Below are 16,663 nucleotides of genomic sequence, written 5' to 3'. Positions count from 1 at the left end.
GCCGGGTCCCAGGCGGCCATGGCATTAGGTCATAGGTGATATCGCCGTTCGGATTGGCGGCGTTGGTGATGCCGCCCTGGGCGATGGGATAGCTGCCCGACAGTCTCGCCGGCAACGCGGTCAAGGCGTCCCCATTTTCTACCGGACCGAAGCAACGCTGCAGACGGAAGCTGCGTCCGCCACGCCCTGGCAGAAGGCGGGACCGTCAAGCCGCGGGTCTTCGACCAGCGTTTGCGCATCGCCATCCACCGGCTGCCCGGTGAAGAAAACCCGAGCCGGCCCGCCGGCAGCATGGGCATCGGCGTTGTACGCGACCGTGCTGGCCGCATCCGGTGCCGGCACGGTGTTGGGCGGCGAGACCACCAGATCGGCACCGACATAGGTCAGCTCATAGTTGGCCGAGAGGGTCAGGCTCCCCTGTTCGATGGCATAGTTGCCAGCAGGGCTAGCGGGTGTCGCCTCAGTCGAGAGCGCGCCAAGGAATGTATCCCCGTTGACCAACCCCAGACCGCCGATCGAATAGGTGAGTGGCGGATTGGGCATGCCTTGGGGCCGGCTCTGCGCATCCGCCACCACAGTGATCGCCCGCTTGCCGATGCTGAAGTCGGCACCGGCATAGCTGATCTCGTAGTTCGCATTGGCGTTGTCGGTGAGCGTGCCCTGGCCGATCGCGTAGGCTCCGGCGTTCTCTCCCAAGGCGCGATCGAGAGCGCCGACCAACGCCACACCACTGCCGAGATCGGTGCTGGTGTAGCCATAGGAGGACGGGTCGGCATCGCCGTAAATCTTGCCCTGGCCCGAATTGGCCGTGACTGTCACGGCACGCCTGCCGATGCTGAAATCGGCGCCGACATAGCTGATGTCGTAGTTCGAGTTGGCCGCGTTGGCGAGTGTGCCCTGCCCGATCTGATAGGCGCCGACATCTTCGCCGGTCGTGCGGTCGAGAGCGCCAACCAGCGCCGCACCATTGCCGAGATCGGTGAAGGTGTAGCCATAGGACGACGGATCGGCATTGCCGTAGGTCTTGCCCTGACCCGAGCTGGCAGTGACGGTCACGGATCGCTTGCCGATGCTGAAACCGGCACCGACATAGGTGATGTCGTAATTGCCGTTGGCAGCATCGCTGAGGGTGCCGCGGCCAATGTCATAGGTCCCGACATTCTCGCCCTCGGCGCGATCAAGCGTGCCGACCAGCGCCGTCCCGCCGCCAAGACCGGAAACCGCATAGCCGTAGGACAGCGGATCACTGTCCCCATAGATCTTGCTCTGGCCCGCATCGCCCGTGACCGTGATCGCGCGCTGTGTCACCGAAAGGTCCGCGCCGATATAGCTGATGGCGTAATTGCCGTTGGCAAGCGTGCCTTGCGTGATGCTGTAGCCGCCGACATCGGATGATGCCGTGGCGGTCGTTGCCAGCGCACCGCTCAGACTGTCGCCATTGGCGAAATCGCCCGAGGTCAGCTGATAGGTCAGCGTTGGATTGTCATCGCCATAGACACGGCTCTTGGCATCGGCCGTTAGCGTAATGGCGCGCTGCGTCACCGCCAGATTACCGCCGACATAGCTGATCGCGTAGTTGCTGTTGGCGAGCGTGCCCTGCGTGATGCCGTAGCTGCCGACATCGGATGCTGTCGTTGCCGACGTCGCCAGCGCACCGTTCAGGCTGTCGCCATTGACGAAATTGCCTGATGTCAGCTGATAGGTCAGCGCCGGGTTGGCATCGCCATAAATGCGGCTCTTGGCATCGGCCGTCACCGTGATCGCGCGCGGGGTCAACGCGAGATTGCCGCCGACATAGCTGATCGCATAATTGCTGTTGGCGAGTGTGCCTTGCGTGATGCCGTAGCTGCCGACACCGGATGCTGTCGTGGCCGTTGTAGCGAGCGCACCGGCGAGACTGTCGCCATTGACGAAATTGCCCGAGGTCAGCTGATAGGTCAGCGCCGGATTGGCGTCGCCATAGATGCGGCTCTTGGCATCGGCCGTCACCGTGATCGCCCGTTTCGTCACCGACAGATTGGCGCCGGCATAGCTGATCGCATAGTTGCTGTTGGCGAGTGTGCCTTGCGTGATGCCGTAACTGCCGACACCGGATGCTGTCGTGGCCGACGTCGCCAGCGCGCCGCTCAGGCTGTCGCCATTGACGAAATTGCCCGTGGTCAGCTGATAGGTCAGCGTTGGAATGGCATCGCCATAGATGCGGCTCTTGGCATCGGCTGTCACCGTGATGGCGCGCTTCGCCACCGACAGATTGGCGCCGACATAGCTGATCGTATAGTTGCCGTTGGCGAGTGTGCCCTGCGTGATGCCGTAGCTGCCGACACCGGATGCCGTCGTCGCCGTTGTTGCCAGTGCGCCGCTCAGGCTGTCGCCATTGACGAAATTGCCTGATGTCAGCTGATAGGTCAGCGCCGGATTGGCGTCGCCATAGGCACGGCTCTTGGCATTCGCCGTCACCGTGATCGCGCGCGGCGTAACCGACAGATTGGCGCCGACATAGCTGATCGCATAGTTGTTGTTGTTGAGTGTGCCCTGCGCGATGCCGTAGCTGCCGACACCGGATGCCGTCGTCGCCGATGTCGTCAGAGAACCGCCCAAGCTGTCGCCACTGACGAGGTTGCCTGTTGTGAGTTGATAGGTCAGCGTCGGATTGGAGTTGCCATAGGTACGGCTCTTGGCATCGGCCGTTACCGTGATCGCGCGCTTGGCGATGGTGAAATTGGCGTCGACATAGGTGATGTCGTAGTTCGAATTGCTGGTGTTGGTGATGCTGCCCTGGTTGATGGCATAAGTCCCGGCGCTGTTCCCTGCCGTGCGGCTAAGGCTACCGACCAGAGCCGTGCCGGCGCCGAGATCCGAAACGGTGTATGCATAGGATGATGGATTGGCATCGCCATAGATCTTGCCCTGGCCCGGCGTCACCGTCACCGTCACCGCGCGCTTGCCGATGGTAAGCAGGCCCGCGCTGTTGTAGGCGAAGCCATAGCCGCTCAACGCCGCGAGATTGCCGGCGCCGACGGTGATTGCATAGGATCCTGCTCCGACCTGTGTATTGCCCGGCGGGTTGACGGACGTGACGCTTGGGCCACCGCTGAAGGTCGTGGCGGCGGTGTCGCCGAGATAGGCGCCGATCACGCCCGCCTGGTAGCCCGCCACTGAATAGGTCAGTGCCGGCAGGGCGGTATCGCCATAGATTTTGGTCGCATTGCTAGACTTGAAGGTCAGTGTCGGCTGATAGGCAAAGACATAGCGGTTGCCTGTCGCACTCACCGGACCACCCGCCGACGTGTTCCAGACGGCCGTGTTGCCACTGTCCAGATTGCCGAATGTATTGCCGGTGGGATTTGCCGCATAGATCAGCCAGCGTCCGCTAGTGGCGGCGACGGCGTCACTGCCCCGGTTGTTGACGAACAGGCCAGCGGCCGAGAGCACTGGATCCGTTCCGCTGATTGTCGCATTTGCCGCAATGGTCAAATCGCCCGTCGTCTGAAGCTTCACCGAACCGGTGGTGTTCACCCCGGTCGCCATAACCCCACGGGCGCTGGAAGCACTGGCGATCGTCAGGCTTGCACCATCGCGCAGATCGACGGAACCGGCGCTGCCGGCGACGTTGCCGACCTGGTTGCCGGCGTTGGTCAGGGTGAAGCTACCCGTGCCACCGAGAACCAGCGACGCCGCCGTCAGGCCACTAGTCTGCGTCACCACGCCGTTCGACGACAGCGCCAGCGTGCCGGTGCCGACCGACAGCGCCTGGTTGAGGGCGAAGGTGGCTGCTACGGTTTCAATCTGGCGATTGGCGAAGGACAGGCTGCCGACAGAGGCTGACCCAATCGCCGCGCTATAGGCGCTGCTCAGCGCCGACAGCGAGGCGATCGAGCCATCCGCCTCGTCGAGCCGCCAGTCGCCATAGACGTTGAGGTTCGAGACATTGCTGCCGGACAGGCCGGTCCGGAAGGTCACGCCATTCTTGGCGCCCGAGTCCGCTTCGGCAACGGTGTAAGCGAGCACCGAGTTCGAGACCGCGCCGGCCGGCAGAGCGAGATAATAGTAGCCGTTGACGCCGGTCGAGACTGTGCCGAGGTTCACGCCGCCGGAGACGACGGACACCAGCCCGGGATTCTTTGTGTAATAGGGTTGGCCGGTACCGGAAATCAGTGGCGTGTTGCCGGCATCCTTGTAAGCAATTCCGGAGATCGCCTGAACGCCATTGGGGTAGAAGCTCTTCAGATAGGGATAGAGGCCGCCAGTCCCGCCGCCAAAGGCGGCACTCAGTCCATTGGCGCCGCCATTCTGGAAGCTGGAGGTCGACAGGCCGACGACATTGACATTGGGGCCGGTGGTGCCACCGCCGATCGCAGGCTTGGCGCTGGATGTGGTGTTGTAGGGGCCGGATGTCGACGTGTCGTACGCGCCCGTGATCACGCCATCGTAAAGGTTGTTGCCGATGAACGCGCCGACATTCCATCCGCCGCTGACCGCGCCGGTCGAATAGCTGTCGGTTATCCTGCCGCCCTCGCCGACAAACGAATAGCCATAATTCGATCCGACGAGGCCGCCGACGGCCGCGCCGCCGCTGCCGATATCGACAGCGCCCATGGCATAGACGCGATCGATGGTGCCGAAATTGTTGAAGCCCACCGCGCCGCCCGCCGCATTTGTGTCGCGTGCGTTGATGACCACTGTCGAGAAGCTGTCGGAGAGTGCGCCATCGTTCTCGCCGATCAGACCGCCTGAGGTGGACCCGTATTGCGTGGTGAACAGCTGACCAGTCGAATAACTCTGGGCCACCGTGCCGGCATTGAACCCGGCGATCCCGCCAAGGGTCCTAAACCCCCGGACCGTCACATTGGTGACGCCGACATTCTGGACCAGGCCGCCCGCGCCGATATAGCCGAATAGGCCGACATACTGGGCAGCGGACTGCGTCACCGACAGGCTGTCGACGGTGTGGCCGAGCCCGTCGAACGAGCCGGTGAAGCCGTTGCCGCCGTTCTGGATGTTGCTGTTGCCGTCGGTGCCCAGCGATATGAAGCCGAGACCGCTATTCCAGCTGGACGTGGAGCTGGCATCGATATTCTTGGCCAGCGCGTAGCTGCCGGTGAGCCCGCTGTTGATCGCCTGCAGGCCGTTGACATCATAGATCAGCGTGTAGCTCTGGCCGTTGACCGACAGCGCCTGCGCACCGGGCGTGCCGGTGAAGGTCGCCGATGCGCCCAAGGCATAGGAGATCGTGCCGCCGGTGCCGCCATTGTTGGTGATGAGCGCCAGTCCGCCGACGCCGCCGATCGTGGCGTTCGCATTGAAGACGATCGAATGAGAGGCGCTGAGCGTCAGCGTGTTGGTGTTCCAGGCGATCGGTGCTGCAATGGTGATGTCGCCAGCCTGCGAACCGCCACTGCCGGTCGAGATGGTGACGTTTGCCGTTGCAAGAAGGTTCTGCAGCGTGGTGACGTTGATGACGCTGTCATTGGTGTTGGCGGACATGCTGCCGCCGGTGTTGCCGGCAGCGTTCGATATAGTGACGTTGTAGGGATCGAGCAAAAGGTCACCGGTGTCGCCGAAGCGGGCGCGCAGATCGACCTCACCGGTGAAGTCGAGGCGCTGCTTGCCGGACACTTCCGCAAAGCCGCCATTGCCGCCGTCATCACCGCCGCGTGCGGAAATCTTGCCGGCGAACTTTGTTTGCTCGTCCGACCAGACGATGACCGTGCCGCCGGTGCCGTTGCCGGTCGCATCGGCACTGATTGTCGTCTTCGCATCGATCTCGGTTGTGACCGCGCGTTGCAAGGTGCCCTTGCCCTGCTTGTCACCGCCGATCCTGACGCTGCCGCCGCCATCCTTGCCCGAGGCATCGACCTTGGCGGCTTTGAGCATCAGTTTGCGGCCGGTGACCGTGACCTTGCCGCCCTTGCCGCCGGCCTTGGCCGAAGCGTCGAGCATGCCGGTGATTTCGACCGAGCCTTCATCGCCGCCGAGTACGATGGCGCCGGATTGACCTGACACCGTGCGTGCCTCGATGACACCGGACATGTTGACGGCTTGGCGTGCGGCATCGCGCACCGCAGCCGCCTTGAGTTCGACCAGCCCGCCATCGGCACTGATACGTCCGGAATTGCTGACCAGCGCATTGCTGCCGTCAGCCTTGGTCGGCACGGAGACCTGCAGGAAGCCGTCGCCGGACAAATCAAGCGCCGCCTTCTCACCCGATCCGAGCCCGACCTTTCCAAGCGGCACGGTGATCGAGCCGGCATTGTCGACGCTGCCGCCGATCAATGCGGCATAGCCGCCACGCCCGATGCTGATCGCACCCTGGTTGGAGACGGCAGCGGAAGCTCCATTGCCTTCGAACTCCAGCTTTCCGGCCTCAAAATCCTCGTCGCTGATGCCCAGCGAGGACGCGACGAAGCCGGCGGCACTGACCTTGCCGGTCTTGGAGATGGCAATGCCGTTGGGATTGACCAGGAACACCTGGCCATTGGCGTTGAGCTGGCCTGCAATGGTCGATTTGGTACCGCCGGTGACGCGGTTCAGCATCGTTGCCGAGGATGATGGCTGGTCGATAGTGACGGTCGCGCCGGCGCCGATCGAAAAGCTCTGCCAGTTGACGATCGCCGAACTGGTCGACTGCCTGATGTTCAGTTGCGACGACGATGGATTGGCGATGGTGACACCGCCGGACGCCACGCTGCCGCCTGTCGGCAGTTCCTGTGCTCGCGCCGACGTGAAACCGACAAGCGCCGTCGACGTCAAAAGCAGCGCCATCAACGGCGCGCCGGTGCGGTTAAGGTGCCGTCGTGAGAGGTGGACTTTGCGCTGCATGGTGATCTCTCTAGAACTGGACGGCGCCGCTGAGCGAAAAGCGATCGCTTGTCGGCAGGTGATCGTCGCGATGCTGGCGGCCCCATTCCAGCGTCAGGCTGGCATTGGTCGCGTCACCCGCCAGCGCGGTGCCGACCTTCAGGCCAAGCCCGTATGACGCACCAATGATGTTGGCCGTCTCGAGCGCGGTCGGCATTTCGAGATGGACCTGGCCGACAGCGCCGAACACGTAGGGCGACAACGAAACGATGCCGCCGGTGAACGGTGCGTACCAGGGTGAGGACAGCTCGCCGCGCAGCACATAGCCGGAATCGCCCTGCAGCGCGCCCGCGTCGAAGCTCGACAGACCGTTCGCGCCGACCAGCCCGATCTGTTCGGACTGCAGCAGCGGCTTGCCAAACGAGGTCTGCGCGCGGGCGTAGAGGTCGAGGCCGAGATGGGTAGCCAGCGGCTGGCTGTAACTGGCGGAGACCTCCAGCTTCTGGAACGCCGCGTCGGCCCCCTGGCGCGACAGCGGCAAAAGCGGCGTGGCATCGGCGGCCGAGCGCGCGCCGAGCCCGTCGATGCCGAACGACGCAACGACATTGCCGATGAAGACACCGCCAAGCGGTGTGAACCAGGTGCCGTCGAGACCGAGCCGGGCAATGCGCAGCCGGTCCTCGGCGATCGGCAGCGAAATCGGCGTCACCGCGTCGAGCGTGTCGTTCTGCACGTCGAAGGACAGTTCGGTGCTGATCGTAAGCGCACGGCTGCGGATCCAGGGATATCGAAGCCGCGCCGAATAACGCTGGAAAGCGCTGCCGAAGCCGAGCGTGCCGGGCTCGGCTGTCGGATTGGCCTGCGTGCGGCTGGCTTCCAGATTGAGCGTCAGCCCGTCATAGCCGATCGGCACGACGATGCCCGCGGCATAGTTGCGATTGCGTGGGTCAGCCGTGAACAGGCCACTCTCGCCGCCATCGGGGTAGCCGCCTGCCCTGACATAGACGAGTTCGCCGAGGCCGAGCAATGAGTTGAAATCGACGCCGACGCCCGTAGACCAGCGCTGCAACGACGGCGATAGCGAGTTGTCCCCGGTCGCCTGGCCGCCGATCGGGCGATATTTGCCATCGATGACCAGCACGCTGGCGCCTTTGGCTGTTCCGGCCTGCAAGGTTGAGCGCAGCCGGGCCCCGGGCGTATCGCCAGCCAGCAGCAGCTTGCGTTCGATCGCCGACAGCTTGATGCTCTTTTGTCCAACGAGCGGCGCCAGCGTTGCCTCGACCCGCCCGCGTATGCGCTCGGGCAGATTGCTGGTGTCGATCCGTTCGAGAAAGCCGTCGACGACGACCAGCCGGAGCCCTGCGCCGTCGTTGAGCTTCTGCGCCGGCAGCACCACCCGCGCCAGCGCATAGCCGGCCCGTCCATATTCGGTTTCGAGTTTTCGCGCCGCGGCAAAGATTTCCGCCGCCGTCACCGTGCGGTGCGCAAGGCCGGCAACGATCTTGCGTGTTGCGTCAGCCATGTCGGGCAAGCCGCCTTCGACCCTGACATCCCCGAGCTTGACCCTGAGCTTCCCGGCGCCCGCCGGCGCCTCGAGGCCCTCACCTTCGGGAATGGAAACACCTGCCGTGTTGGCTGCCGGCGGCGGCCGAAAGCTGGGCGGCGTGATCTGGCTGGCTGTCTGCGCAAACGCGCCGGCTTGAAGCCACAGGCACGCCGAGACGGCAAACAGGATCAACCATCCCTTACGGGCTGCCAGCTCACCGAAAACTGGGTGACAGTCGTTATCCCTGCCAACCGCGATCTTGCTTGTATACTTCACTCAATCACTCGTCCTTCGAGGTAGAGTTCGGCAAAACTTCGCCACCGCGCGAGATTTCATCGCTCGTTAATTGGCTTCTGCTTTCGAACTCACTTCCGGGAAGGCGTGCCCCCGCCGCTCGGATGTCGCGGAAACTATGCCGGGCCCTGGTGAAGGTCAATTCAACGGGCGGCCCTCCGGCTGACTATTATTGGGAGGGGTTTTCCAAGCCATAGCAACCGGTTAGCGGACCCTACCATGGAAACGGTCGTGGCCGGCCCCATGTTCGGGTTGGGCTTGCTCTTCGCATTTGGTGCCTCTGGACACAGCTATCGAAGGCTGGAAAATGTGGACGCGACTCCGCTATTGGAGTTAACTCGGAACATGAGGAGGATGGCGCTGAATCTGGAAGACATTGCCGGCCATCCGGCCCTGCATAGCTGTGTCCAGGCACAGTCGTTGGCGCTGATCAACATCTATGAAACGAGCCCGCGACTGGCTTCCATTTTCGCCACGCAGCAGCGTTGGCTGATGGGTCATGTCGGCCTTGCCATGCATTTCAGGCGCGATCCGCACGACCGCCGCAAGGAGCTGACGGTATCGCGTTTCACCGAGTTCGTACACCTGCACGCGGTGGCCAGCCGCAACACGGCGGACGCTTTCATCAAGGAGATGCTGCACTATCATGTCGCCGAGTATGTTTCGGGTGGCGACGGGCGCACGCACCCTTTGCAGCCAACGGCGGCAACCGTGCAGACTTTCACCGGCTGGGTCCTTGCCCATCTGCAGACGCTGGATCATCTCGACGGTGGCAACCGGCTGGCCAAGTTCCTGGAGCGGCCCGACATGGTTGTCAGGCTGCAGCCTCTGGTGGCGGACGGCCTGCTTGCCTCCAAGCCGGTGCGCGAGCCCAACCAGACTTTTTCCCTGTTCATCTGGCTCAACAATGGCGGCATCGTCATGGACTGGCTGATGTCGGGCATCGACCCCGATCATGCCGGCCTGGACCAGATTCCGACCAGCGTGGTTTCGATCGGAGATTTCGCCAGATGGCTCAAGCTCTCGCGGACCCACCTTGCCCGCAAGCTGCGCGCTGCCGAGGAACTCGGCAGCATCGGCTGGCTCGGCCAGCGCGGCCATTCGGTGATGTGGGTATCGAACACTTTCTACCAGGAGTACATGACCGTCCAGGCCGCCAAACTGGCCATTGTCGATGCGGCCTTCGACGCCTGTTTTCCAGCTCCGGAAGACCGCTGAAGGATCGGCGCGATCGATATCTGCCCGGGCCGTGAACATTGTCTACTGGCGATCATAACCTGTTATAGACCGGGCGCGTCTGGACACGGGCCTTGAAGGCTGAAAATGTGATCTGCGTCTTCGCGTTGGGGGGCTTGACGCACGGGGGGAGAATGGCGCTGACCTTGGACCATATTGCCGGTCACCCGGCATTGCATCGCTGTGTCCGTGCCCAGGCGCAGGCGCTTATCCAGACCTACGAGACGAACCCGAGGCTTGCCTCGATATTTGCCACCCAGCAGCGTTGGTTAATGGCGCATATCGGCCTTGCCCTGCATTTCAGACGGGAGCCCGATGACTACCGCAAGCAGTTGACGGCGGCGCGTTTCATCGACGTCATCCGGGAGAATTCCGTCGCCAGCCGCAACACCGCCGACGCCTTCCTCAAGGAGATGCTGCACTACAATTTCATCGAGCACCTCTCGGCAGCTCAGGATGGCCGCATCCGCCCCATACAGCCCACAGTGAACACGCTGGACACGCTCGCCGGCTGGATGATGGCTCATCTGCACACACTGGACAGTCTCGACGGCGCGAATCGTCTGGCGACGTTTCTGGAGCGGCCCTTTGCGCTCGCAAGGGTGCAACCGCTGGTGGCTGACGGGCTGATCTCCTCCAGCCCCGTGCGCGAGCCCAAGCAGACCTTTTCGCTGTTCACCTGGCTTAACAATGGCGGCGTCGTCATGGACTGGCTGATATCGGGCGTCGATCCCGACCATGCCGGCCTCGCTGCAATACCGACTGGCGTCGTCTCGATCGGCGATTTGGCCAAATGGCTCAAGCTGTCGCGAACCCACCTGGCACGCAAACTGCGGGATGCCGAAGACCTCGGCAGCGTTGGCTGGCTCGGCCAGCGCGGCAATTCGGTGATGTGGGTGTCGGGCGATTTCTACCGGGAGTACATGACCGCCCAGGCCGTCAAGCTGGCTATCATCGATGCCGCGTTCGTCAAGGCCTTTGACTCGCCAGCAGGCAGCTGACCGGTGGGCATCCCCCGTGCGGGATGCCCAAGCCGGCGAGCCCTTCAGTCGATGTCGAACGACACGCCCTGGGCGAGCGGCAGCGCCTTGGAATAGTTCACCGTGTTGGTGGCACGTCGCATATAGGCCTTCCATGCGTCGGAGCCGCTCTCGCGGCCGCCGCCGGTTTCCTTTTCGCCGCCAAAGGCACCGCCGATCTCGGCGCCCGAGGTTCCGATGTTGACATTGGCAATGCCGCAATCCGATCCGTCGACACCCAGGAAACGCTCGGATTCCTGCAGGTCTCGGGTGAAGATGGACGACGACAGGCCGGCGCCCACCGCATTGTGCTCGTGGAGCACGGCGTCGAAATCCGAATATTTCATCACATAGAGGATCGGCGCGAAGGTCTCTTCCGTCACCGGGGATACCTGGCTTGGCATTTCGACCAGCGCCGGGTGCACGTAGTAGGCATCGGGGTGGCCGTTCTCGACCCGCGTGCCGCCGGTCACCTTGCCGTCATGGGCGGCGGCTTCCTTCAGCGCCTTCTGCATGGCATCGAAGGCCGCCTTGTCGATCAGCGGCCCGACCAGCGAGGAGGTCTCCAGCGGATTGCCGACAGACACACTCTCGTAGGCCTTTTTGAGGCGCGGAACCAAGGCGTCGTAGACGCTGTCATGCACGAACAGGCGCCGCAGCGTCGTGCAGCGCTGGCCGGCCGTGCCCATCGCTCCAAACGCAATCGCGCGCAGCGCCATGTCGAGATCGGCGGTCGGGCAGACGATGCCTGCATTGTTCCCGCCGAGTTCCAGCACCGCGCGCGCAAAGCGCTTGGCCAGCCGCGGACCGACGTCGCGGCCCATGCGGGTCGAGCCGGTCGCCGAAACCAGCGGCACTTTAGGGTGATCGACCAGTATCTCGCCGACGGCGCGATCGCCGATCAGCACCGGCGCCAGGCCATCAGGTGCGTCCGCGCCGAAGCGCTTGACCGCACGTTTGAAGATGGCTTCGCAAGCAAGTGCGGTCAGCGGCGTCTTTTCCGACGGCTTCCACACCACAGCGTCGCCGCAGACCAGCGCCAGGGCGGCATTCCACGACCACACAGCCACCGGGAAATTGAAGGCGGAAATGACGCCGACGACGCCGAGCGGATGCCAGGTTTCCATCATTCGATGGCCTGGGCGCTCGGTGGCGATGGTCAGGCCGTACAATTGCCGGGAGAGGCCTACGGCGAAATCACAGATGTCGATCATCTCCTGCACTTCGCCGAGCCCCTCGGACGGGATCTTGCCGACCTCGATCGAGACCAGCCGGCCAAGCTCGGCCTTGTGCGTACGCAGCTCCTCGCCGAGCAGCCGCACCAGTTCGCCACGCCGCGGGCCTGGCACCATGCGCCAGGCCTGGAAGGCCTTGTGCGCGGCATCGATCACCTTGGCCGCGTCAGCCGGTGAGATCGTCTTCAGCGCCGCGATCTGCTCGCCCGTCACCGGGCTGCGCACGATCAGGTCGCCGCCGACCAGCGTCTCCTTGGCCACACCCAGTTTCGCCAGCAGTTCGGTCGTTTCCTTGCCTATCGTCATTCTTGTCCCTTTCAGATCCAGTCGCTCATAATGCATGTCGCCCAAAAGTGCCCAGCGGTTTTGGGACAACGACATGCACAAAAGGCACGCCGGTCAAAGCCTGGCGCCATGCTGCCCGCGTGCACAAAGGCACCTCAGGCACGATCATCGCGTGGCATTACTCGGTTCAAGGGAAAATCACCACCCCGGCATGGTCTAAGCCCAAACTGCACGATTGAGCCAGATGGCGCTCAGTTTGCCTTCTTGGCCGCTGGGCGTACCGCACCGTCCTTGATCAGCCGGTCGATATGCATGCGGATATGGGCAGCTTCCGCCGCCGTGTTCGCAAGCGCTATGGCGCGGTCGAAGGCGACGCGCGCCTCGTCGCCCCGGTCGAGTTGCATCAAAAGGCCGCCCTTGAGACCGAAAAAATGGAAATAGCCGGAAAGCCGTTCTTCCAGCGGCTCGATCATGGCGAGCGCCTCTGCCGGTCCACGCACCTTCGAGACCGCGACGGCCCGGTTGAGCGTGACCACCGGCGACGGCTGCATCTGCTCGAGCAAGCGATAGAGCAGATCGATCTCGTTCCAGTCGGTGTCCTCGGCCTTTTCGGCCCGCGCATGCAGCGCGGCAATCGCCGCTTGCACCTGGTAGGGGCCGGGCTTGCGATGGCGCAGCGCCTTGTCGACCAGCGCCAGCCCCTCATCGATCATCTTGCGGCTCCACAGGCTGCGATCCTGGTCTTCGAGCAGCACGATCTCGCCGCTCTCGTCGAAACGGGCCGGTGCGCGCGCATGCTGCAGAAGCAACAGCGCCGTCAGCCCCATGATCTCCGGCTCGGTCTGGAACAGCCGCAGCAACAGCCGTGCCAGCCGGATTGCCTCCTCGCACAGCGGTGCGCGGGCCGGCGCCTCGCCGCTGTTGGTCGAATAGCCCTCGTTGAAGACCAAGTAGACCATGGCGGCGACGGCGGCGAGCCGTTCCGACCGCTCGACCGCGCCCGGCGTCTCGAACGGCACGCCGGCGTCCGCAATGCGCGCCTTGGCGCGAGTGATGCGCTGCTCCATGGCACTTTCGCCAACCAGGAAGGCGCGCGCGATCTGCTTGACCGTAAGACCGGAGACGATGCGCAGCGCCACCGCGATCTGCTGCGTTGCCGGCAGATCAGGATGGCAGCAGATGAACAGCAGCCGCAATATGTCGTCGCGGTAGTGCGCCCCGTCCAGCCGCTCGGCGATATCGCTCTCGGCGTCTTCCAGATCGGAAACCTGGTCTTCCTCCGGCATCGGCGCCTGCTTGGCGCGCTTGCGCACCGCATCGATGCCGCTGTTGCGACCGACGAAGATCAACCAGGCCGCCGGGTCGCGCGGCGGCCCGTTCTGCGGCCAGTTCTTCAGCGCCCTGAGGCACGCGTCCTGGAAAGCTTCCTCCGCCGTATCGAGATCGCGGAAATAACGCAGCAGCGCACCCATGGCCTGCGGGCGGGCGGCGCTGATCGCGGAGCTTATCCAGGCCATTTCGGTCATGCGGAAACCCTTGTTGGGTTAAAGACCGAAACCGGCCGGATTTCATACGACCCACCGCTCGGGTTGACCTCGGAAAGCTCGCGGGCGAACTCCACCGCCTCGTCGAGATCAGCGCATTCGAGCGTGTAGAAGCCGAGAAACTGTTCCTTGGTCTCGGCGAACGGCCCATCGATGACGACCGATTCACCCTTGACCTTTCTCAGGGTCGTCGCGGCGGTCGTCGGCAGAAGTCGTGCCACCGGGCCAAGCCGGCCGGCCTTGGCATATTTTTCCTGAACGCCGAGGATATTGGCCATGACCTCGTCGTCCTGTGCCTTGCTCCAGGAGCAGACGACATCTTCGGAAGCATAGCAGAGGATTGCGTAGAGCATGGCTGGTCCTTTTCTCTGTCAAAGGACGAAACAGTAAGACCGATCCCGACACGACGTCGATAAAAAAATCCAGATGTGGCGGATTTGGCCACAGCCGGCCGCGCTGGTCAGCTTTCTCGCGGTTTCAGCCATCGCAGCACGAGAGCTTCCTCGTCATCGAGACCATCGATGGAGCGTTTGCGTTTGTTGGCTTGCGCCATTTCATTCAGCAACCGCCCCTGCGACCACGCTTCGAAGACCCGCGGGTGGATATAGCATTTGCGGCAGACGGCACGCGTATTGCCCAGCCGCTCGGCAACCTTGTCGATAACGCTGTTCATCGCCCTGTTTCGCTGCGCCGGGCTTTGCGGCAGTTCCGTTTGGGCAAACAGCGACGCGGCGTGAATGGTGCCGCCCCAGGTGCGGAAATGCTTCGAACTGAAGGCGTCACCGACCGCCTCACGGATATAGCGGTTGACGTCCTCGGAGCGGACCGGCCGCCTGTTGCCGTCCTCATCGAGATACTGGAACAGCTTCTGGCCTGGCAGGTCCTGCGCGCCGCGCACAATCCTGGCGATGCGGCGGTCGACCAGCTTCAGCTTCCACTCCTTGCCCGACTTGCCCTTGAAGGCAAAGCGCAGGCTTGAACCGACAATATCCACATGCCGGTCGCGCAACGTGGTCAACCCGAAACTCTTGTTGTCACGGGCGTAGGCGGCATTGCCGACGCGGATCATCGTGTTGTCGAGCAGCCAGACGACCGCGGCGACGACACGCTCGAACGGCAGGCCACGACGGCGCAGATCGCTGTCGATCCTGTGCCGCAGGTCCGGCAGGCTCTCGGCGAAAGCAACCAGGCTCGAATATTTGGCACCATCGCGCTCTTCGGCCCATTGCGGATGATAGCGGTATTGCTTGCGTCCGCGCTGGTCCCTGCCGGTTGCCTGGATATGGCCGTCCGCGTCCGGCGAAATCCACACATCCGTCCAGGCCGGCGGAATGACGATCGCCTCGATGCGGGCCCTGGTGGTGTCCGAAACTGTCCCTCCGTCCGGTCCCTGGTAGGAAAACCCCTTGCCTGTTTTCAGCCGCCGGATACCGGGCTCAGCATCACTGACATAGCTAAGCGACGCATGGTCGGCCGAGCTTTGTGCCCCGTTTTTGGGCGCGCCATCTGGCGACACAGCATCCTGGCCAGCCGGTCGGCTGGGCGACAATCCGGATTTTTGCAACATGTCGGCTCCACGCGAATTCCGTAGATAAGCCACTGGCCGACCGCTGGTTCCACGCGCCGTCCGAAAAGCGCCTCGCGCCGATATCGTGTTGGCTGGCGCCTACAGAGCGCCTTCCAGCTTGATCGGCGGCGCGGACAAACGCCGCCGCGCTGCGAGCTTGAACCTGTAGCGCAGGCAGCGCCAAGCTTCTGAGCGCCGCTTTGGCGCGGCCGCGGCTACCGCCAGGAAGCGCGCCGCGGTGCCCAGATCGCCGCGCGCATAGTGGACCCGGGCGATCTTGAGGGCGACAAGGCCTTCCCTGGCCTTGAGGGCCGACAACGGGATGTTGCAGTCGGTGAGTGTGCGCAGTTCCCGGCGCCAGTCCAGGAAGCGCCGCACCGGGTTGATGGCAAAGCGGTCATCGGAACGTACCGGCGAAACCTCGTAGACCATGACAGGTTGCGAAACCATGGCGAGCGATGCCTTGCTCATCAGCCGTGCCCAGAACAGCGTGTCCTCGTCATAGGCCATTCCGATCGGGAACCGCGTCTCGCCGATCAGGGTCCGCGATGCCAGAACGCTGCCCACGGCGACCGAACGTATGTCGCCTTTGACATAGGCCGAAGCATTTGCCAGGCACGCAGCCTGGTAGCCGTTCGGCATCTTGATCTGCCGGTCCTGGCCGTTCACCCGTCGCCGGTAGGCACCGACGATCATGTCGGCCTCCGGCTGCTCCCGGGCCTTGCGGAGCAGTGCGCGCAACCCGCCCCGCAGATGCAGGTCGTCGGCATCGATCAGGTAGACCCAGGAATAGACCGCTTCGGCCAGCGCCAAATTGCGGGCACCGCCTGCATCGCGGCATTTGGCCGACAGCACGCGCAGCGGCAACGACAGTTGTGCCGCGGCCTCCCGCGCGATGGTTGCCGTCCCATCGGTCGACGCGTCGTCGATCAGCAAGATCTCGCCGATGATCTCGGCCTCGCTGCGTAGCGACGCCAGCGTTGCAGCGATGGTCGCCGCCGCGTTACAGGCAGGAATGACGACGCTGATTGCTCTCAATTACAAACCCTCGCGCCATGCGCTTGAGGATACAACTACCGTCACCCCGAAACGAATACAGACTAGCGGCCGCATCGGTATTTGAGAAGCAGTCTTGTCCA

The 16,663-nt window shown here is 63.5% G+C and carries 9 protein-coding genes; 2 read left to right on the top strand and 7 right to left on the bottom strand.

All coding sequences use genetic code 11. The annotated features are described in order from the left end of the window. Positions 1-138: 138 nt before the first annotated feature. Entirely contained in the window at positions 139-6,819 is a 6,681-nt protein-coding gene (locus NKJ11_RS27170) for an MBG domain-containing protein (protein WP_352794718.1), read from the bottom strand. Between the two features lie 10 nt (positions 6,820-6,829). Further along, positions 6,830-8,620: a ShlB/FhaC/HecB family hemolysin secretion/activation protein gene (locus NKJ11_RS27165; protein WP_352794717.1), complete on the bottom strand. Its 1,791-nt coding sequence runs from the start codon at positions 8,618-8,620 to the stop codon at positions 6,830-6,832. Between the two features lie 372 nt (positions 8,621-8,992). Here NKJ11_RS27165 and NKJ11_RS27160 point away from each other — a divergent pair, with 372 nt between their 5' ends. Further along, positions 8,993-9,856 (top strand): hypothetical protein, encoded by an 864-nt coding sequence (locus NKJ11_RS27160; RefSeq protein ID WP_023809967.1) that lies wholly within the window; start codon positions 8,993-8,995, stop codon positions 9,854-9,856. A gap of 152 nt (positions 9,857-10,008) precedes the next feature. After that, positions 10,009-10,875 (top strand): hypothetical protein, encoded by an 867-nt coding sequence (locus NKJ11_RS27155; protein WP_352794716.1) that lies wholly within the window; start codon positions 10,009-10,011, stop codon positions 10,873-10,875. Positions 10,876-10,919: 44 nt separating this feature from the next. Here NKJ11_RS27155 and amaB read toward each other — a convergent pair whose 3' ends face one another. From amaB to NKJ11_RS27130, 5 genes are all read right to left on the bottom strand, one after another. Then, on the bottom strand, positions 10,920-12,434 hold the full coding sequence (amaB, locus tag NKJ11_RS27150) for an L-piperidine-6-carboxylate dehydrogenase (protein ID WP_502895292.1): 1,515 nt from the start codon (positions 12,432-12,434) through the stop codon (positions 10,920-10,922). 230 nt (positions 12,435-12,664) lie between these two features. Continuing rightward, complete coding sequence (locus NKJ11_RS27145) at positions 12,665-13,939, bottom strand: RNA polymerase sigma factor (RefSeq protein ID WP_023809970.1); 1,275 nt, start codon at positions 13,937-13,939, stop codon at positions 12,665-12,667. Beyond that, entirely contained in the window at positions 13,936-14,310 is a 375-nt protein-coding gene (locus NKJ11_RS27140) for a YciI family protein (protein WP_023809971.1), read from the bottom strand. The genes NKJ11_RS27145 and NKJ11_RS27140 overlap by 4 nt, the downstream gene beginning before the upstream one ends. Positions 14,311-14,417: 107 nt before the next feature. Beyond that, positions 14,418-15,524, bottom strand: a complete 1,107-nt coding sequence (locus NKJ11_RS27135; protein WP_352794715.1) for a DNA topoisomerase IB — start codon at positions 15,522-15,524, stop codon at positions 14,418-14,420. A 99-nt stretch (positions 15,525-15,623) separates the two neighbouring features. Next, positions 15,624-16,562: a glycosyltransferase family 2 protein gene (locus NKJ11_RS27130; protein WP_352794714.1), complete on the bottom strand. Its 939-nt coding sequence runs from the start codon at positions 16,560-16,562 to the stop codon at positions 15,624-15,626. Between the last annotated feature and the right edge of the window lie 101 nt (positions 16,563-16,663).

This window comes from Mesorhizobium sp. M0243 (genome assembly GCF_040321775.1).
Lineage (GTDB): Bacteria > Pseudomonadota > Alphaproteobacteria > Rhizobiales > Rhizobiaceae > Mesorhizobium.
This window is presented reverse-complemented; position numbering and strand designations above follow the sequence as displayed.